This window comes from Thermosynechococcus sp. GLH187, from assembly GCF_031583395.1.
GTDB lineage: Bacteria > Cyanobacteriota > Cyanobacteriia > Thermosynechococcales > Thermosynechococcaceae > Thermosynechococcus.
On record NZ_CP134175.1, the window covers coordinates 2,478,250 to 2,497,878 of the forward strand.

Annotated in this window: 16 protein-coding genes; 6 read left to right on the forward strand and 10 right to left on the reverse strand. The window is 47.6% G+C overall.

Going from position 1 to position 19,629, the window contains the following annotated elements; translation table 11 throughout:
- Positions 1-24 precede the first annotated feature (24 nt).
- On the reverse strand, positions 25-351 hold the full coding sequence (locus tag RHI63_RS12145) for a 2Fe-2S iron-sulfur cluster-binding protein (protein ID WP_302677405.1): 327 nt from the start codon (positions 349-351) through the stop codon (positions 25-27).
- Positions 352-540: 189 nt separating this feature from the next.
- Between RHI63_RS12145 and psbB the strand changes: the two genes are divergently transcribed.
- From psbB to RHI63_RS12165, 4 genes are all read left to right on the forward strand, one after another.
- The gene (gene psbB, locus RHI63_RS12150) at positions 541-2,073 is read left to right on the forward strand and encodes a photosystem II chlorophyll-binding protein CP47 (RefSeq protein ID WP_206200382.1); all 1,533 of its coding nucleotides are present in this window, start codon (positions 541-543) and stop codon (positions 2,071-2,073) included.
- 19 nt (positions 2,074-2,092) lie between these two features.
- Positions 2,093-2,191 carry a photosystem II reaction center protein T gene (locus tag RHI63_RS12155; protein ID WP_011057371.1) on the forward strand — a complete coding sequence of 33 codons (99 nt, stop codon included), beginning with the start codon at positions 2,093-2,095 and terminating at the stop codon, positions 2,189-2,191.
- 260 nt (positions 2,192-2,451) lie between these two features.
- Entirely contained in the window at positions 2,452-3,744 is a 1,293-nt protein-coding gene (locus tag RHI63_RS12160) for a histidine phosphatase family protein (protein WP_302677404.1), read from the forward strand.
- A 3-nt stretch (positions 3,745-3,747) separates the two neighbouring features.
- Complete coding sequence (locus RHI63_RS12165; protein WP_310821641.1) at positions 3,748-5,013, forward strand: dihydroorotase; 1,266 nt, start codon at positions 3,748-3,750, stop codon at positions 5,011-5,013.
- Here the strand turns inward: RHI63_RS12165 and fumC are convergent.
- From fumC to RHI63_RS12185, 4 genes are all read right to left on the reverse strand, one after another.
- Positions 4,965-6,368, reverse strand: a complete 1,404-nt coding sequence (gene fumC, locus RHI63_RS12170) for a class II fumarate hydratase (protein WP_310821642.1) — start codon at positions 6,366-6,368, stop codon at positions 4,965-4,967. The two genes, RHI63_RS12165 and fumC, sit on opposite strands and share 49 nt — an antisense overlap.
- A 232-nt stretch (positions 6,369-6,600) precedes the next feature.
- Entirely contained in the window at positions 6,601-12,348 is a 5,748-nt protein-coding gene (locus tag RHI63_RS12175; RefSeq protein WP_206200385.1) for a DEAD/DEAH box helicase, read from the reverse strand.
- 2 nt (positions 12,349-12,350) lie between these two features.
- Positions 12,351-13,703: a hypothetical protein gene (locus RHI63_RS12180; protein WP_206200386.1), complete on the reverse strand. Its 1,353-nt coding sequence runs from the start codon at positions 13,701-13,703 to the stop codon at positions 12,351-12,353.
- 17 nt (positions 13,704-13,720) lie between these two features.
- A complete protein-coding gene (locus RHI63_RS12185) occupies positions 13,721-15,385 on the reverse strand; it encodes a hypothetical protein (protein ID WP_206200387.1) in 1,665 nt (554 codons plus the stop codon).
- A 659-nt stretch (positions 15,386-16,044) separates the two neighbouring features.
- Between RHI63_RS12185 and RHI63_RS12190 the strand changes: the two genes are divergently transcribed.
- Together RHI63_RS12190 and hisH are read left to right on the forward strand one after the other, a co-directional pair.
- Positions 16,045-16,656 carry a cation diffusion facilitator family transporter gene (locus tag RHI63_RS12190; protein ID WP_206200388.1) on the forward strand — a complete coding sequence of 204 codons (612 nt, stop codon included), beginning with the start codon at positions 16,045-16,047 and terminating at the stop codon, positions 16,654-16,656.
- A gap of 65 nt (positions 16,657-16,721) precedes the next feature.
- Positions 16,722-17,339, forward strand: a complete 618-nt coding sequence (hisH, locus tag RHI63_RS12195) for an imidazole glycerol phosphate synthase subunit HisH (RefSeq protein ID WP_399365010.1) — start codon at positions 16,722-16,724, stop codon at positions 17,337-17,339.
- 49 nt (positions 17,340-17,388) lie between these two features.
- On the opposite strand, the gene RHI63_RS13195 is transcribed toward hisH, so the two are convergent.
- The 5 genes from RHI63_RS13195 to RHI63_RS12215 form a co-directional block, all read right to left on the reverse strand.
- Entirely contained in the window at positions 17,389-17,481 is a 93-nt protein-coding gene (locus RHI63_RS13195; protein ID WP_206201705.1) for an IS630 transposase-related protein, read from the reverse strand.
- 279 nt (positions 17,482-17,760) lie between these two features.
- Positions 17,761-18,129: an Rpn family recombination-promoting nuclease/putative transposase gene (locus RHI63_RS12200; RefSeq protein WP_225901583.1), complete on the reverse strand. Its 369-nt coding sequence runs from the start codon at positions 18,127-18,129 to the stop codon at positions 17,761-17,763.
- Positions 18,130-18,159: 30 nt separating this feature from the next.
- The gene (locus RHI63_RS12205; RefSeq protein WP_149819856.1) at positions 18,160-18,819 is read right to left on the reverse strand and encodes a Na(+)/H(+) antiporter subunit B; all 660 of its coding nucleotides are present in this window, start codon (positions 18,817-18,819) and stop codon (positions 18,160-18,162) included.
- Positions 18,816-19,346 (reverse strand): DUF4040 domain-containing protein, encoded by a 531-nt coding sequence (locus tag RHI63_RS12210; RefSeq protein ID WP_206200390.1) that lies wholly within the window; start codon positions 19,344-19,346, stop codon positions 18,816-18,818. The genes RHI63_RS12205 and RHI63_RS12210 overlap by 4 nt, the downstream gene beginning before the upstream one ends.
- Entirely contained in the window at positions 19,339-19,617 is a 279-nt protein-coding gene (locus tag RHI63_RS12215; protein WP_181496944.1) for a monovalent cation/H(+) antiporter subunit G, read from the reverse strand. Before RHI63_RS12215 ends, RHI63_RS12210 begins: the two co-directional genes overlap by 8 nt.
- Positions 19,618-19,629: the final 12 nt, after the last annotated feature.

Sequence of the window (19,629 nt, forward strand, 5' to 3'; positions counted from 1 at the left end):
ATTGACCCCATCAGCAAGCCTCACCTAGCTTTTGGGCTTCGTCTTCACACCCACCGGCCCATAGACAAGGGTTTGGCAAGCCAAGCGATAATTCTCTGGCTTACGGCGGAGCTTGCGTTCTTCCACTGGTGTGCGGGGGGAGAGGTTTTCCATACCCTCGACGATCTCAACAATACAGGTGCCACACTGGCCATAGCCCCCACAATTAAAGAGCTTGCCCTTGAGGGTATAGAGGTCAACCCCCGCTTCCATTGCTTTTAAGCGCAGATTCGCGCCGTCGGCAGCAATCACTTCTTTGTTTTCGTTAACAAACTTAATATTTGTGCCCACAAATTCAGCTTTGCTTGCCATAGGAACCGACGCTAGTTACCATTCTTAATACATTCTCATTTTGGCAGAAAAACTGCCCAACCGTAGCTGAAGTTACGGGTAAATTGGCCGTTAAACTCTTAGTAGGGAAGCGGTTGTTACCGTGATCCGGCTGCTTAATAAAATTTGTTCATGCAAACGCTAAATTTTTGTATAGGAGGAGCGTAGTCAATGGGACTACCCTGGTACCGAGTCCACACTGTCCTGATCAACGATCCAGGACGGTTGATTGCCGCCCACCTGATGCACACGGCATTGGTCGCCGGTTGGGCAGGGTCGATGGCTCTTTATGAGCTAGCTATTTTTGATCCCAGTGATCCCGTTCTCAACCCAATGTGGCGGCAGGGAATGTTTGTCTTGCCCTTCATGGCACGGTTGGGGGTCACGGGGTCTTGGAGCGGTTGGAGTATTACTGGCGAAACAGGGATTGACCCTGGTTTTTGGAGCTTTGAGGGGGTTGCCCTCGCTCACATCGTCCTGTCAGGTCTGTTGTTCTTGGCGGCCTGCTGGCACTGGGTCTATTGGGATTTGGAACTCTTCCGCGATCCTCGCACCGGTGAGCCTGCCCTCGACTTGCCGAAAATGTTTGGCATTCACCTGTTCCTTGCCGGTTTACTCTGCTTTAGCTTTGGTGCTTTTCACCTGACCGGTCTCTTTGGTCCTGGGATGTGGGTCTCTGACCCCTATGGCTTGACGGGCAGTGTCCAGCCTGTGGCACCCGAATGGGGACCCGATGGCTTTAATCCCTACAACCCCGGTGGTGTGGTTGCTCACCATATCGCCGCAGGCATTGTCGGTATTATTGCTGGTTTATTCCACCTGCTGGTACGTCCACCCCAACGGCTGTACAAAGCTCTGCGCATGGGGAATATTGAAACGGTACTCTCCAGCAGTATTGCTGCCGTCTTCTTTGCTGCCTTTGTTGTTGCCGGCACGATGTGGTATGGCAGTGCCACCACGCCCATTGAACTCTTTGGGCCGACGCGCTATCAGTGGGACAGTGGCTACTTCCAACAGGAAATTAACCGCCGTGTGCAGGCCTCCCTCGCCAGTGGCGCCACCCTTGAAGAGGCTTGGTCAGCCATTCCAGAGAAACTGGCCTTCTACGATTACATTGGCAACAACCCCGCCAAAGGTGGTCTCTTCCGTACTGGCCCGATGAACAAAGGGGATGGCATTGCCCAAGCTTGGAAAGGCCATGCCGTCTTCCGCAACAAAGAGGGTGAAGAACTCTTTGTCCGTCGCATGCCTGCCTTCTTTGAAAGCTTCCCCGTCATCCTCACCGATAAGAATGGCGTTGTCAAAGCCGACATTCCCTTCCGGCGTGCCGAGTCGAAGTATAGCTTTGAGCAACAAGGCGTGACCGTCAGCTTCTACGGTGGTGAATTGAACGGCCAAACCTTCACCGATCCACCCACCGTCAAGAGCTATGCCCGTAAAGCTATCTTCGGTGAGATCTTTGAATTCGATAAGGAAACCCTCAACTCCGACGGGATTTTCCGCACCAGTCCCCGTGGCTGGTTTACCTTCGGCCATGCGGTGTTTGCCTTGCTCTTCTTCTTTGGTCACATTTGGCATGGTGCCCGCACGCTGTTCCGCGATGTCTTCTCTGGGATTGATCCAGACCTGTCGCCGGAGCAAGTGGAATGGGGCTTCTACCAAAAGGTGGGCGATGTCACCACTCGTCGCAAAGAAGCTGTCTAGTCATTCCTAGGGGACTACTATGGAAACCATCACCTACGTTTTCATCTTTGCCTGCATTATCGCGCTGTTCTTCTTTGCTATCTTCTTCCGTGAGCCTCCTCGGATCACTAAGAAGTAGTCTCTGATTCATGAGCGAATAGGTCTTCAATACTTGCCGATCGCCCCTGCGGTCGGTTTTTTGATTTTTATGTGATGCTCAAGAGATGATGCCCGCCAATTCTCGAATCTATCGCTCCTGAAGCCACAGTTTCTGCTAAAGTCTGTATGGCAAGGTGGGATGGCCAAGTTTGTTGTCTGTGAATTGTTAAGGAGAAACCTCTGAGTACCCGAGTCATCATTGTCCGCCACGGTGAAAGCACGTTTAATGTCCAAGAGCGGGTGCAAGGTCACAGTGATGCCTCTTCACTGACGGAGCGCGGTCACTGGATGGCAGCCCAAGTGGGTCTGGCCCTGCGGGGCATTCCCATCCGCAAGATTTACACCAGTCCCCTGAAACGGGCAAAGGAAACCGCAGAGGGCATCCATGCTCAGCTCCAAGACCCGCAACTCAAGCCACCCCATTCCCTTGATTTACTCAAAGAGATTGCGCTGCCCGCTTGGGAAGATCTGCCCTTTGCCGAAGTGAAGGCACGGTTTCCCGAGGACTATCGCCGCTGGCAGGAAGCCCCAGAAACCTTGATGATGAAAATCACCACGGAGAGTGGCCAAACCCAGGAGTTTTTTCCGCTATTGGATCTCTACGATCGCGCGGGCATGGTTTTGGAAGCGCTGCTGACGGCTCACGAAAATGAAACGATTGTCATTGTCGGCCACAGCGGTATGAATCGTGCCCTGATTTGCACGGGTCTCGGCTTGGGGGTCAAGGGCTATTTACGGCTCCAGCAGGCCAATGGCGGCATTAGTGTCCTCAATTTCAGCAATGGCTTGCGGCAACCCGCACAACTAGAAGCCCTCAATCTCACGAGCCATCTCAATGATCCTTTTCCGCAACCCCGTTTCAAGGAGCAAACGCTGCGCATCTTTCTGGTACGCCATGGTGAAACGGACTGGAATCGCGAGGGACGCTTCCAAGGGCAAATTGATGTGCCCCTGAATGAAAATGGCCGTGCCCAAGCGGCGGCGGTGGCCGAGTTCCTCAAGGAGGTGCCCTTTCACCATGCCTTGAGTAGTCCCCTACGGCGGCCCAAGGATACGGCCTTGGCGATTTTGCAGTACCACCCTGATGTCGAGCTAGAGCTAGAACCAGCCCTTGCGGAGATTAGCCACGGGGATTGGGAGGGCAAGTTTGAACCGGAGGTGGCGGCGGCCTATCCGGGGGAACTGGAACGCTGGCGTACCACCCCGGCTCTGGTGCAAATGCCCAATGGGGAAAACCTCGAACAGGTGCGCGATCGCGTGGTTAAGGCATGGGAAGAGTGGCTGAAGCGCTGGAAAACCAATGCTCCCACCCCCCACAATGTTTTGGTTGTGGCTCATGATGCCACTAATAAGGTCTTGCTCTGCCACATTGTTGGCCTAGGCATTGAAAACTTCTGGCTCTTTAAGCAGGGCAATGGCAGCGTCACGGTAATTGACTATCCCCTCAAGGGCGGTCTGCCGCGATTGCAGGCAGTGAATATCACCACCCATTTGGGGGGCGTGCTGGATCGGACGGCGGCGGGAGCCTTGTAGGCGATGGTGTGGCGACTGTTGCAACAGGTGCGGCTGCTGGATCCGGTCAACCGCCAAGATTATCGCGCCGATGTGCTGCTGGCAGCGGATCAATTGGTGGCGATCGCCCCCCAAGAGGTACCTGCTGACGCCGAAATCATTGATGCCTCAGAATGGGTGTTGGCTCCCCCCTTGGTAGATCTCTATAGCCACAGTGGTCAGCCGGGTTATGAGGCGCGAGAAACCCTTGAGACACTCTTGGCCGCTGCTGCTGCCGGTGGGGTGCAGCATTTAACCCTCTTACCAACCACAAACCCCGTGATTGATGATCCTGCCCTTTGGCAAGGATTACAACGGCAGATACCAACCACCGCTTGGTCACAGGTCCGGGCTTGGGGCGCACTCACCCAAGGATGTAGGGGAATGGCGCTAACGGATTTAGCGGAACTGGCCGCCAGTGGGGTAGTTGGCTTTTGTGATGATCGGGGGTTGACCCATTGGCCTTTGGTGCAGCGGGCACTCACCTATGTCCAGCCCCTAGGCAAACCCGTTGCCCTTTGGCCTTTTGATCCGGCCTTGGCCGCCAATGGGGTGGCGCGGCAAAGTGGGGTAGCCACTCGTCTCGGATTGGTGGAGCAACTGGTCTGCTGTGAAACCATTCCCCTATTGGCGATTTTGGAATTGGCACGCACCGTCTCAACCCCAATTCATCTCATGCGCCTGTCAACCGCTCGCAGTGTCGAGATTCTTGCTAAGGACAAACCTGAACAGGTCAGTGCCAGTGTGTCGTGGTTACATTTGCTCTTTACGGTTGAGGATTTAGCCAGTTACGATCCGCATCTGCGCCTTGACCCGCCCCTAGGAACGGCCAGCGATCGCCAAGCCCTGATCGAAGGACTCAAAACGGGGGTTATTGAGGCGATCGCCATTGACCACACCCCCTTGCTCTATGAAGAAAAAATGGTTTCCTTTGCCGAGGCACTCCCCGGTGCCATTGGTCTCGAATTAGCCCTACCCGCCCTCTGGCAGGAACTGGTTGCCAAGGAATACTTGAGTGCCCTTGACCTGTGGCATGCCCTCAGTACGGCACCGGCGCGGATTTTGAGCATTGAGCCACCCCGTCTCGAACTGCACAGTCGCAATTTTGTGCTCTTTGATCCGACGGTGACTTGGACAGTGACGCACCAAAGCCTGCGATCGCGCGCTCGCAATACGCCCTTTTGGCAGCACTCCCTGCGGGGTCAATTAGTGTCCTTTTCACCCAGCATCAACTCTGGCCGCACCCACTGATCAAATTCCTCAGCCGTAAGATACCCCAATTCCACCGCCGCTTCCTTCAGGGTTTTACCTTCGCTGTAGGCCTTTTTCGCGACGGCTGCTGCCTTGTCATAGCCGATGTGGGGGTTCAAAGCCGTCACCAACATGAGCGATCGCTGCAAATGGCGCTGAATTTGCTCCCGATTGGGTTCAAGGCCGATTAGACAAAACTCAGTAAAGGCTTGACCGGCATCACTCAGCAGTTCAATGGAACGCAGCACATTGTGAATGATCAGGGGCTTATAAACATTGAGTTCAAAATTTCCTTGACTGCCCGCGATGCCCACTGCGGCGTCGTTGCCCATCACTTGCACACAGACCATCGTTAGGGCTTCACATTGGGTGGGGTTGACCTTACCCGGCATAATCGACGACCCCGGCTCATTAGCAGGTAAGATCAGTTCTCCTAGACCACAACGGGGGCCTGAAGCCAGCCAGCGAATGTCGTTGGCCATTTTCATCATTGCTGCGGCCAAGGTTTTCAGGGCACCACTGAGCATCACCAAGGGATCATGGGCGGCCAAGGCAGCAAAGGGGTTCTCGGCTTTGCAGAAGGGATACCCCGTCATTTGGGCTAATTCTGCCGCCACGCGATCGCCAAAACCGGCGGGGGCATTCAAACCCGTCCCCACGGCCGTACCGCCAATGGCGAGGGGATACAGATGCTGGAGTGCGTACTCAATATGGGCTTGACAGGCTGCAATTTGACTGGCGTAACCCGAGAATTCTTGGCCAAGGGTGAGAGGCACGGCATCCATCAAGTGGGTGCGGCCAATTTTAATAATGTCGGCAAAAGCGGTGACCTTTTCCTGCAATACGGCCAGTAAGTGCCGCACCATCGGCAGCAGTCGCTCCTGCAGCTCAATCACTGTGGCAATATGCATCGCCGCCGGAAAGGTGTCATTAGAAGACTGGCTACAGTTCACATGGTCATTGGGATGAATTGGCGTTTTGCTCCCCTTCACCCCCCCCGCCAGTTCAATGGCACGGTTAGCAATCACCTCATTTACATTCATATTGGTTTGGGTACCACTGCCCGTCTGCCAGATGGAGAGGGGAAACTGATCATCCCAGCGCCCTTCAATGACCTCATCGGCCGCTTGCATAATCCATGCCGCTTTATCGGCAGCTAAAACCCCGAAATCGCGGTTGGCGATCGCGGCTGCCTTTTTCAGCCGTGCCATGGCATGAATAACCTCGAGGGGCATGCGCTCGTGACTGATGGGAAAATACTTTAGGGAGCGCGCCGTCTGGGCACCCCAGTAGCAGTCCGCTGGTACCTCAATGGCGCCGAGGGAGTCGTATTCTAGGCGAGTTGCAATTGTCATGATTCGTCATACCGAGGGGGAAAACCCATCTCTCATCATTGCAGAAGAAGAGCCAATGCTTACCTTAGACCTATCAGAGATAGAGTGGCAACAACTGAAATAGTCTAAGTCAATATTCCGAGTCAGAGAACTTAGCGTCGGGAAATTTGGCTGGGAATGATTTAAGTTATATTGTAAAGCCGATTTTATTGCCTGATCTCTCATCAAATCAAATGAATTTACCAGTGCTCATCTAAACATAATCTCCGGGTCGTCGGAGGGCAATCAAAGGATTAGCATGTTCAATCTGATAGTTAGGGTATCGTGTTCTAGCATCTGCCACAGCTTCTATCCATTCAGGATGCTGATCGTTCCACAAGGGATGGCGGATAATTCGAATCACACTGTTGTTTCTCTGATTTTTCACAAAACCAGTTAGATTAGCAAACTGAGTAGGACTGCCATAACCAAGGTGTTGAAAAGTTGTAGAAATTGCACCAGTGACTAAACTTTGCCAAGGATTAGGGACATTCCCCCAATTAGAGGCTAAGTCTATAGTAACGGATGAGTCTCTGACCAATCGAGCCATATCCAAAGCCAATCGCCAGTCTAGGAGACCATGATAGGCAAGATTTCGATAATCCCGCAAACAGTCATTACAAGAAGTATCACAGTTTCTGCCGTGACCTTGAGAATTCAGCCAACGGTAGGCTATTGACAGAGAATTATTAGGGTCTGATTGAGCCATGACTTTCTCAAATTGATGAGGATTGGCTAAAAAATTGCAGTAGCCTGCACCATTCTCCAAACTGTCACAGAGAAACGCTTGGCCTACAACTTTGCCATCTTGAGCTAATGTACGAAATCCTGCTTGCAATTCCAGCGGATCGACATCTAAATAAGCAGAGGCGGCAATCCTGAGCCAAAAAGCGAAGGAATACCATGCCGCTCTCCCTTCTACCGTCATTGGATCAGCAAATACCCCCTCACTCCACCGGGCAATGCTTACCAAGAGAATATCACTTTTGCGGCGTGCAAGGAGTGCAATTCTATATTTCTGTCCTGAACCAGTAACAGGACTGCTCTCTTCAATGGCATCGGCAACTACATAAGCTCCTGATTTGCGTTCATTGAATACTAAAGCATCTTGAAAATTGAACCCTCCCCTCCCGCCATTATCATTGATTGAAATAATATGATCGCTTACAGAAGAAACATTAGCGTTCAAAACTAAGATTGGATTACCAGCAGGAGAATTGATACTAACAGTGGGACGTGTAGAACGAGGTTGCCACTCAAACTGCCCATCATAATTCTCTGGTTTCAAATTCGTAAAAAAACCTTTTGGTTCTCTAGCATCCAAAGAACGTAAACTTTGTTGATGGCACACAGGGCATTCAAAAAGTTGATCTATTTTACTGCCAGTAATAGATTGATCAGGTTGATAGGGATAAACTACGGCTTGACAATTACTGCATAACCCCAGTGCTTGGTTAGGCTCAGGTAAAGGGGGCGAAAAACCAGGCTTAACATCAACGTAGTTACCATTGTTTTGAGGTACTAATTCCACAACTCCACAGGCGGTATGCACTGCTCTATCTCTTACAGTCTGAGAACCAGGCGCAAACTGACCGATCGCTATATCCAAATCACGATCGATGGTTTCTTTATTTGACCATTTGGTGTAGAGAAGCCTTACCCTAGTGGGAAAGCCAAACATAGGCAAGTATCCTGCATTTGCTAATCGCTCGCTCAAATTATTTTGAGTGTAGGTAGCATCTGCCACAATACGATCAATTTCAGGAATAAGGTCATTACGAAGATAAGTCAGAAATTGAGAGTCTTCTGTGCTTAAATCAACTTGGATTTTTAATGCCTTTAAAATAGATAGAATTTTTGACTCATTAGAATTATCCTGCAACCAAGCAATAATTTGAGGTTTGTATTTATGCCAATCGTCAACTTTGCCAAACTCACCATGCACGCTATCAGTTAGCTCCAAAGAGCTACTAATCCCTTTTTCTTTAAATGACTGTCGTAAAACTTCCTTGATCAACACTCGCTTAAAAATCTCCTCACTACGCATATCCACATAGGGTGGGGGAGGGGAATCACCCGTGATGCTTTCTGGGCGCTGAAAATAAAAATCGTCATGACTTCTACCCCTACAGAAAGTAACCGCTAGAGAAACTCCTGCACTACGCCGTCCCGCCCGTCCTACCCGTTGCTGATAGTTGAATCTGCGGGGGGGCATATTAGACATCATCACCGCCAATAATGCTCCAATATCTACGCCAGCCTCCATTGTGGTCGTTACGCTTAAAAGATCAATTCCTTGAACTCTGGGAATTTCTTGATTAATGAATACGTCTTGAAACCAGCGCTGGCGCTTTAGTCGCTCATCCTTATCCGTTTGTCCTGTGAGTTCTGCCGCATTCATCCGAAAAGGATTCCCCGACTGCTCCGAAAGATAAGTGTAGTAATCAAAATCCGATCTGCTTTGGCTAGGTTCAAGCCTTACTATTGGCGCATTTTTATTTTTGGAAGTATTGCATTCAGGACAAATTTCACCCGCAGGATGAAGATAAAAAGCATTGCATTGGGGACAGCGATAACCGGGGCGAGTGCCATCACTATTCAATTGTGTAGGAGGAGGTACAAGATAAAGTCTGTCTGGATTGAGAGCAAGACAATTACCACTGGCTATACCTGCCTTAGAGTCAGCAAGCTGTCGTAGAACATCAGCGGAAGAAACATTAGCGATACGGTTACAATATCTTTCAGAATAGCCGGGCAATTTTTGATTAGTCCCTTCATGGAAATAACTGGAGTACCTATGAAGTCGGCGGGTGCCTAATTGGCGAACGACAGCATCCACGACTTGAACCAAAACATCAGAGGCATTCCCGACAGGTGAATAGCTAACCCACCCTTGTCCAATATTCTCAAGTACCCTAGCTGAATGAATGAATATAGCGTACATCATCTCATCAGCTAATTTTGCTTCTAGGCGATCACAATGATTAGTCTGTTCAGGAGTAATAGGATATACTTGAACCACTGGTTTGCCCCAGTCATCTGGCCAGTCATAGCACTCAAACCAAGGATGCCATTCTTTTCCAGCGCCCTGACCTACTGAGTAGTTTAGAGCACTGAGATCAGTCCCCCCTGGACAAATTCCATACTGCAATAAAGCGTCTCTTAATTTGCGCCTTAAATCCAAGAGGGGCACACGATTTGGATAGTCTCGGAGCATTCTTAGCCATTCAGTTCTAGCACTTTCATTTTGCGCACGTTGATTTCTCATCCATCGTTCAGCTTCTCTTGCGATTTCTAAATATCTATTGCTAAACTCATCTGCTTTATGGGTATCAAATGTCTCAGGAGCAGTGATAATTTTCTCATACAAAGCTGGATTGGCATTTTGGATTAAACTAGAATTAAGGGAAGGGTTTTCTGCGTAGAAATTTTTTAGATATTCTACGAAGTCTGTCCAATAATCTTTGAAAGATTGAATTAGTAGTAATCGCACCATATCTCGATAGTGATCTCGCTCCATCCCCGCCGCCAGTTTTGCCGCATCTTGACGACTATCAGAAAAAATCACCAATTTACGGGAAGACCGAATACTTTGAGGGGAAGGAGCAGGCATTTCTCTCAACAAGCCGCTTGCAATCACCTGACAAGCCTTCTGAAAACCTGTGCGATGGGTACGCAGTGGAGTTGGAAATATTTTTCCTTTGCCGTAGTCTGCATCACAACGAGGACATTTACTAGGAAAAGCGGAAGCTTCATCTGAGCGACTACCCATCACTTGATAAAGCCAACCTGGTACCTGATTTTTCCTTGGCGGTGTATTCGACTGATCAAGCATTCCAGTTACATGATCTAGTTTTGCTTTAGTCCATTTACAATTAATTCCATTGTGAGTCCATTGCTCATCTTGAGGTTGAGTTTCCCAAGGATTGCGATCATTAGGTAGGGGCCAAAAAATGCGATAGTTGCCATACTTTTGACTTAATATAACTGCATCTGGAATTCCTTCCAAGTCAGGTTGATCAGGAGTGAGAATTTCCACAGTAGTATTTCCTACCTTTCTTGTAGCTTTGTATCCGCCCACTAGGACTTCGCCACAGACTTCACAAACAATTAAATCTAAGACACGAGAACCGCAGGAGCAAGATAAACTATGGTTGGCATGAATTGCTCCTATAGTTGGTCTACTTGGTTTTGGCTGACTATTTCGTAACTCTCGATCAACGGCTGGATCAGTACAATTGGGATTAGTACAAGCCCAAAGATTTTGCAAATTACGGAAAAATAAATGACCTCTCACTGGTTGGGGCGATCGACCGTTAGCTAAGGTACTCATTCCCAATGCCATTAAAAATCCTCGCATAGCATCAGAAGTAAGCTGTCCTGGTTCTCTAGCATTCGGAAAAAGCTGATCATCTAAATCTCTTACATCAGTAGCACGAACACTACCATTGACGGCTCTACAAGCATCTCTGATAGCATCTGCCGCTTCTATTTTTTCTAGAGCTTCACCCAGTTGTCTGCGTGGGTCAGAGTCACCATTGGAAGTTCCTAAATTTTCTGCCAAAGTGGTTATGTATGGCAGTGATGATTCAAGATCAGGTGGCTGCATGGGACGAAACGGATCGGGCTGAACTGAGCGAGCAAACTGAGCAAAAACATCGCTATATTGATTGATATTTAACCGTGCTCCTTCTCTAGGCGGAGTTTGCTCCCCAGTAATAAACCTAAAGTCCCCCCGACCAAAAAACTGCCGCAGAAAGTCATTTCCCTCTTGTCCTGCTTCTAAACTAGCTGTGGTCGTTAAGATTCTCAGTTGAGGTGAATCAGCAGTTAAACCGAGGCGATGGTATAACAGGCGAAGGATGTAGGCAACTTCTGTACCCGGTGTACCCCGATAGGCATGCAGCTCATCAATAATTAAGTAGAATTTATTTTCTGAATTGCTTTCTAACCATCTCTTTGTAGCATCAAATATATTGTTTTCGATACTTCGCATCATCATGATATTCAGCATTGAATAGTTGGTGATCAAAATATCAGGGGGATGGTCTTGCATATCCCAGCGCGATCGCATTTCACCACCATCTAATCTTGGAAAGTAGAAGCGTAAATCTGGCATGTCATTAAGCACTGATGGATCACTTTCAATACCACTTTGAAGATTTTTATATTCTTCTTCCATGCGTTGCATGATCGTTCTCAATTCCCCGAGCTTTTCCGAATTTTGTACTCGCCCATGACTATGATTTAGCCTAGTTTTTGTTCCAGGTACAGGGGTAAGCCCTGTGTAGCGTCCAAAGGTAATGCGGTTTCCTGCTCTAGTACGATCGAGCCATTCATGCACAGTAGGACTATCTAAAACTTTGCGTAATCGGCGTAATTGGTCTTCTACCAAAGCATTCAAGGGATAGAGAATCAAGGCGCGTACAGCCGCAGGACGAGTTTCATGGCTCCTTTGAGCAACCCAATCACCACGAGGATTATCAGTTTCATCCCACCAGCGTTGATTTGCAGGTTTAGCATTAGGTGCTGTCCAGCTTTGAGATTCTTTGGCTAACTCAGCTAAAAGTGGCAAGAGAAAGCACTCTGTTTTACCCGATCCTGTTCCCGTTGTAACCACAATATCTCTTTGATAAACGATCACCTCTTGTAAACTTTGCCATTGATGCTGATAAAGCTGAATTCCATCATCAAAGAGAGTTTGTCCAAGTTGGTCTAAGTCTTGATACTCTCTTGGTAAATTTCTTGCAGCCTCAGACAAGCTCATGCCTGATGGGGGATAAATTGGTAATGGCTCAACTAGGGGTGGAATACTCAGGACAGGATTATGGGGATCACGAAGAAATTGCAAGCGGCGATCGCGTTCTTTGGCTAGGGCAGGATACCGCAAGGGAAATGCACTCTTGATGTAAAGTTGATAAATGCGATCAAGTCTTTGGTATGTGCCAAGTAAGTCATGCATAACTACTGCTCAGTCAGTGTAATCTTGAGAGCTTCTGAAATTTCTCTAGCCAGCCGTGAACTAATTCTAGTGTAAATCAAGAAGCCATCTCGGTAGGTAGGTAACATGCCAGATGCCATAACTAAATGAGATTCATAAATCTCTGGCAACCTTTGAGCCCTAGGAATTGCCAAAGTTTTTTCTTGACGATTGTAGTAAAACTCAACATTCTGCCCAAGCGATAGAATTGCCAAAAATCTTAATCCATACCAATCACCCTGTAACCATGATTGTGTATTTTGATTGTAGAAAAAATTATATCTAAGCCGTCTAGAGTCTTTTGTCCAAAACTGATAAAATCCCGTTTCATTTTGGAAAATACAATCAATAAAGTTTGCTCCATCAAATCTCTTCAGATCAAAATTAAAAGGGAGAACACCATCAATTCTATTCAAACTATTCTGCCAATCATTAAGACTGAGAATACTTGAGGATTCAGCTAAATTAATAGAATATCCAATCTTTTGAGCTAGAATTTCAATCGTAATTTGACTGGGCAATATTAGCTTAATTCTGGGAGGTGCTTCCCCTCTTGGCTGATGTCTTTCCTTTAGTGATCCAAATTCTCTAAGCCTCTGTAAAAAGCAATGGCTACGCTGACCATGAAGTAAAAAAGTCTGATCGCTAGGTTCAGAATCAGTACCCACATGTACTAAAGAGGGCGGATTAACTTGCCATTTAGAGCCATTATCAGAGGTAGTTAAATGATTCAGTAGTTTTAGCCGCCTTAAAATGCGCTTTGGCTCATGGAGATCAAGAATTTCACAGGTTTTCTTAAAGGATTCCCATGTGCCGCTTCCTGAAGCAGATAGCCAATAAAGCAGATGTTCATGCTTAGTTGAGAATTGCCTAATTTGCTCATCACTGAGATTTTGAGTTTTAGTACTATCAACTAAGGCGAAAGGACTCTCACGAATAATTTTTTGGGATCGGTATGGAATAGGATTTGTGTAATCTTGGACATCATGTGCTGCCCCAACCATTGGTTTAATATCGTCAATAGTAAATTGGTTGCGTTCCTTGCCAACAGGAAAATTAAAACATTGTTCCTTTAAGCCTTTAATAAAACTATCTACTTCAGGTGGGATATACCCCATTTCTATGCTCTCAATCGCGATAAAAAAGTAATATTCCCCTTTTGGTTCTTTTTCGATTCTTAATAATGGTATGTACGGTACAAGATTTCTAGACTGAACTGACCTAGATATAACTTCGATTAGCCGTTTAGGTTTTAATTTCTTTGTACTTTGCTTAAATCCCATATACCATCTCACTGATCTTTGTCTACTTGTTCTCTCTTGTCTGGATTGGGTCATGATTAACTCCCTGCTGATTAAGCACTAAAACTTGTAAAATCAATTTCATCCCATGTTACAACTTTTATTAGTCCCTGAGCAGATTGCCCTGAACAGGTGGCACTAACTATAAAACTACCTTGAGTCAAATTGGGAATTGAATGCCGTTGATTAGTTGAAAAAGACTGATCAGAGTAAACCGTTTCGTTGGTAGTAATGTTAGTAATCTCTACCGCAACGGTTGGATGAAATGCAAATACTGTTACCTGTGGGAGATGATCACTGATCCATGTATTATTCTTCTTGGGTACTCTTAACCCTCCTGAAAAACTAATAGATAGCGATGTTTTCGGTTGTAGTTCATTTTTCAATTCTGCTGATTGAATAAATACTGCATCCCATGCTTTAGAAAGGACTTGACACTGATAAACTTCATACCAATCTGAGTTATCACCAAAAACTAGATATTTTGTATCACGATCGCCTTCCCATTGAATTAGGTTTTCATCTCTCAATCTTTGTAAATCTGTAAATAGTGATTCCCTGAAAAGGATAATAAACTGCTCTCCCAATTTTGGACTACTCCAGCTAGCATATACCCCTGATTCAGGGTTATCTGGATCGGGCACTAAAATCCAAAAGTCTCGCTTGGGTAAAATTAACTTCTCAGCTTGGGTATTGGGATTTATCTGATATGTTCCGCCGTTAGATATTTCTTGTCTCGACAAAGGTTGTCCGATCGGTAAATACCAGCCCGCTCTGTCTTCTCGTAAATCCCATCGTTCTCCATTGGCTTCTACTGTTAATGAACCAAGCGATCGCCCTTTTTGTTGCTTTGGATACAGGTAGTACTCAATATTTCCCAAAAAATCCTCAGTGCGATATATCCCTGCGTACAACTGGCGACTCCACTCTCTACGCTTTGTTCTACCGGTTAAGGTGTTTGGTGATCCTTCCGCCAGCCAGTCTTCGTAGGTTTCATGAATTACCTGAGCTACTGATTCATAGCGACTACGATCATCTATTAACTTTTTGAGATGCTGGGTAAATGTTGAGTATTCATTAGCCACTTTCGTAAATAATGTTTGCTCATCCCATCTTGTTTGCCATTGTTTTTCATGAAAGAGTCTTCTCAATCGATCCTTATCTGCATTACGAAGCAATGACTGGGATATTGGATAGTTAATGTATTTTCTTTGTTTACTAGAACCCTCTTCAGCTGTTGGGATAAAGCCTTTTTGAAACAACCAGCTATTCCATTCTTTCCACAAATATATTTCAGGAGCATCTTCATTAGGCCTTATTTGTAGCCCCTTTGGTCTAGATTGTCTATCCTCAGGAAGGCACAGGATTTTGCGAAACCTAGAAAAATAATTTTTCTCATCTAACTTATTATCTTCATCATCCGCCATTTCATTGGCTGCTAAAACCATAATCCCTAAAAATGCAACTCCAAGAGGGTAACCCGATTTGTCCGAATAAGACACAGTGCTTAGGTCTATTTTTTCACCTTTGACTACTCGACTTCTTACAACATTGCAGAAGCTTACAGCCCAAGATTCATGTTCACACTTTTGGGAAAAGGAACTGCCAATTTTTTCTAAGCTATCACTATCCAAGCTCAGGTAAATTTTTGTGCCGTAAGGTACATTTTGGGTAAAGTAGTTGATGAGAGCAGTATTCCAGTCAGAGTAGGTAACCATGAGACCAATATTTCTTTCATTCCTATTGGTATATTTTTCTTGCTTTACTCTTTACTTAAGAAATGTAGGCATTGATGATGAGCAACCTTAGAAGATGGATTTGAATAATCCCTAAACGGCTGACCTGATCGACTACCTTTTGGTAAATCTTGACCAGAATAAATTAAGCTGTAACCACGGATTGATTTAGGTCGAGAAACCCCTACAACATTTGTTCAACACGTTCAACATTATAGTCTACCTCTGCATAGCCCCAAAAGTTGACCAGTATAGAGCTTGGTGTTGCTGAGTCATACAGTCTTAACGCTTGAAAAAGATGTTCTAGAAAAATTCTATGGTCAAACGATCTGATTTGAGGCAGAAATATTGAATCTTGCAATAAAAATTAACATATCAAGTGACAATCAGACCTGCTTGTCAATCAAAGTGCCAATGTTATTGTTGTATTATCGAATACCAGTTAGTACCCTAAGTAGCTGTAGCTGCTAGTTAAAGCCACTTTGCGTCAAAAATTGTGACAGTTTAATTTAAAAGAATAACTCTGACCGTTGTACGGCAAGTCACATCTTCATTGACTAGCTAAACAATTGTGCTATTCGAGGTCTAGCAACCCTATAGCTACTTCAGTCATGATATTTAGATACGTTTGGGAATAGCCCATGTCCGATTGTAGTTGCCACATCGAAGCAAGAAATGCGGCGGAGCGCAAAACCCTGCGAATTGTGCTGCTGATCAACGTGCTCATGTTTTTTGTGGAGGTGATTACTGGCGTCCTTGCCCAGTCCACTGCCTTGATTGCTGATTCTCTTGATATGCTGGCCGATGCTCTCGTCTATGGCCTCTCCCTCTATGCCGTGGGGCGATCGCTCAAGCAGAAAACCCGTGCAGCAAGTCTAAGTGGCCTGTTTCAAATAACCCTAGCCGCCCTAATTTTGCTGGATGTGATCCGTCGCTTTGTCAGCGGTAGTGCCCCAGAGGCAGATTGGATGATGGCGATCGCCCTCCTTGGGCTAGTAGCCAATACTTGCTGTCTGTATCTAATTGCCCAACATCGGCGGGGGGAGGTGCATATGCGGGCGAGCTGGATTTTTACCCAAAACGATGTCATTGCCAATGTCAGCGTGATTGGAGCAGGGGCGCTAGTGGCCGTTTTTCAGTCTCCTTATCCTGATTTGATTGTGGGGTTTGGCATCGCCAGCCTTGTGCTTTGGGGCGGGATTCGCATTATTCGGGATGCAAGGCAAGCAGGGATGAGTACCCCTGTAGAATAGGTAGGGTTACCCTTTGGGAGAGGCTTTCTGTGAGCACACCCGCGATCGCCATCATTGACTACGATATGGGCAACCTGCATTCCGTGAGTAAAGCCCTTGATGTAGTGGGGGCAACACCCTTAGTGAGCGATCGCGCCAGTGACATTTGTGCTGCGGATGCCGTGGTTCTCCCCGGTGTCGGTGCCTTTGACCCCGCCATGACCCATCTCCACGAGCGGGAACTGGTGCCTGTCATTCAGCGGGTGATTCAGCAGGGGATGCCCTTTTTGGGGATTTGTCTGGGTCTGCAAGTCTTGTTTGAGTGCAGTGAAGAAGGCAGAGAACCCGGCCTTGGTATTTTTTCTGGAAAAGTCAAACGCTTTCAATCTGAACCCGGTCTCCCAATCCCCCACATGGGCTGGAACCAACTGACCTTGACGCAACCCGCCTGTCCCCTCTGGCAGAATTTACCGCCAACCCCTTGGGTGTATTTTGTTCACTCCTACTTTGTCGCCCCTGAGGATCCAGAGTTAGTGGCCGCCACCGTCCGTCATGGTCAGCAAACTGTCACAGCCGCGATCGCCCGCACCAATGTCTTTGCTTGTCAATTTCACCCCGAAAAGTCGGGCAAGATCGGCCTGCAACTACTGCGCAACTTTGTCACTCTCGTCAAACACCAGTATAGCCATTTTAATCAAGAATGAGATATTATCCAGTCCAATAATTCCGAATCACCTCATCACACCGTTCTTGCTAGCGCATCTGTTTTTTTCGGGTGGTGCCCATCTGGTCGAGGGTGTAACTAATGGTGGAAACTTGTACCCCAAATCGCTGGGCACGGTCGATTAAACGGTCATCGGGATGCTTTGAGTCGCTTCACTGATTTTGCCGCCTTGCTTGATATTAGGAGACAACCCGCTCTCGTAAGTCCGAGCTATAGCTCATAAGGGAGTCAGGGGGCATGGGCTAAGCATAGAAATCAAGCCAATCAGACACTTCCCCTAGGTCAGTCCTGATAAAACCGCGTCCGCTTCAGCTCTTCAGTCGTAAACCCCAGCATCCGCAGCACCTCCTCGCGACTTAGTGTGGTGAACTTGTACAGGACAGTTGTTATGATTAACTCTATTATGTTAACTCTATTATGGCTTGCTGCTTCAGGTCTGTTTCTGTCTGACTCCGCTGCGCAAGTAATCGATTGGGACAAATGACCACGGCTTGCCCATCAGAGAAGGTCTGGCGATACAGACGCAAATAGAGAAAGATTTCAGCAAAGAAGCGTTCGTAGAAGGTATTATCTCTTTGAAACTGGACTTCACAAAAATAGACCACTCCTGAGGGATCAGGGGGGACAAAGACACCGTCAATGCGGAAGGCGGTTTGCTTGAGTTCAACGGAGTCAAAGCGGTAGCCCCTAGGATAGTCAATTCCAAGCAGCTCAAAGAGCGTCTGAGGCAGTTGAGCAAACAGTTGGTAAAAGAGGGAGTCGCGGCGCATGGGCTAGGGAATATATCACGGGAGCATGGATTAAAGCAGGCCGCGATAGCGAATAAATGTCAGCACTGCCGCCCACGACCCCAAAGCCACTTTCAGGGCAATGAGGATATTCAGCCAAGGAATCCAGCCACCACTGAGGAGCGTGCCAAACTGACCCGCCGGCAAGGCCACCCCCATCAACAGGCTGGCACCGCAGAGAATGAAAACAATCACGGAGATTTTTTCCCATGTGGCGGCATGGAAGCGACGATAGATGCTCTCTAGCCATTCTGGAGCTGAGGTAATGGCCACAAGTCCGATCGCCGTCCCGCCAGCAACGCCAGCCGCAAATCCACCCCCCGGACTCAGGTGCCCCCGCAAGGCCAACTCAATACACACAAGGGAGCAAATGGTGGCGCCAAATCTTGCCAAAACAATCGAGGGCTGATCATTAAAGCGGCTAACGTGGCCAAGGGGTTTTTCATTGCTGAGTAGATACTGTGCCCCCATGATGGCAAGAGTGAATACCACCACTTCAAAAATGGTGTCGTACAGGCGATTGCGCAAAATCACAGCCGTAACGGCATTGGGAATGCCACTCTGGTTAACAAGGGTTTCGACAATGGGAAGCGTTGGTACCGCAGGTAGGGTGGGGATCATCAGCATTTTCACCAGCAGCAGCACTGCCGCAATGCCATAGAGCCAAATCATGTCGCTGACTCCTTTTCACTGGGCAAGGGGTAATACACGAGTTCTGTGAGATTGGTGAGCTGGGGCTTGAGGATGGTGTAAAGGCGTGCTACACGGGTCATCGTTAATAATTGAGTGGTTTCTTCAGCACATAGGGCATGAATCTCGCGATCGCGGAGCGCTATTTTAAGTTGCTCAAAGGTGGGATAAATGATTAATTCAACACGCAAATGATAGGGAGCAACGGCTTCACGAATGGCTGCCAGTAAGTGATCCAAGCTATCGCTGGAGAGTGCCGAAGCTAAGATGCCCAATCGCAGCACCAAGGAAGAGCGTACTGCAACGGCGTAGAGCATAATTGAGAGCATTGTTCCCACAAGGGCTTCGGTCAGCGCCACATCGGCAGCGCCGAGAATGGCATAGAGCAGGGCCGCCACCGCACCAATAATGCCACGAATGACAAGGGCGTGGTAGGGATTCTCCTGAAACACCAGCATCAGAGCTGTTAGAGGCAAGAGTGCAGTGACAGCAATGAGCCAGCTATCCATCAGTGTCCTCCCCTTGGGAGCAGTAGGCCAAAACGTAGCCCAGAATGGTGTTCCAGAGGGCGAGGGAGATCAACGCCAAGACCAGAAGCGGCCATTCGCGGGGAATGCGCAGTAACACCCCGATCATGATCGCCATCGAACCTAAGGTATCGGAGACTGACAAAAAATGCAGTTTATAGAGGGGCGATCGCCGACCCACCAGCGGCCATGTTCCCCACAGCCAAAGAAAGAGACCAAAACTAATACAGGCATAACTGATCCACTGTAAAATCACTGACCCCCT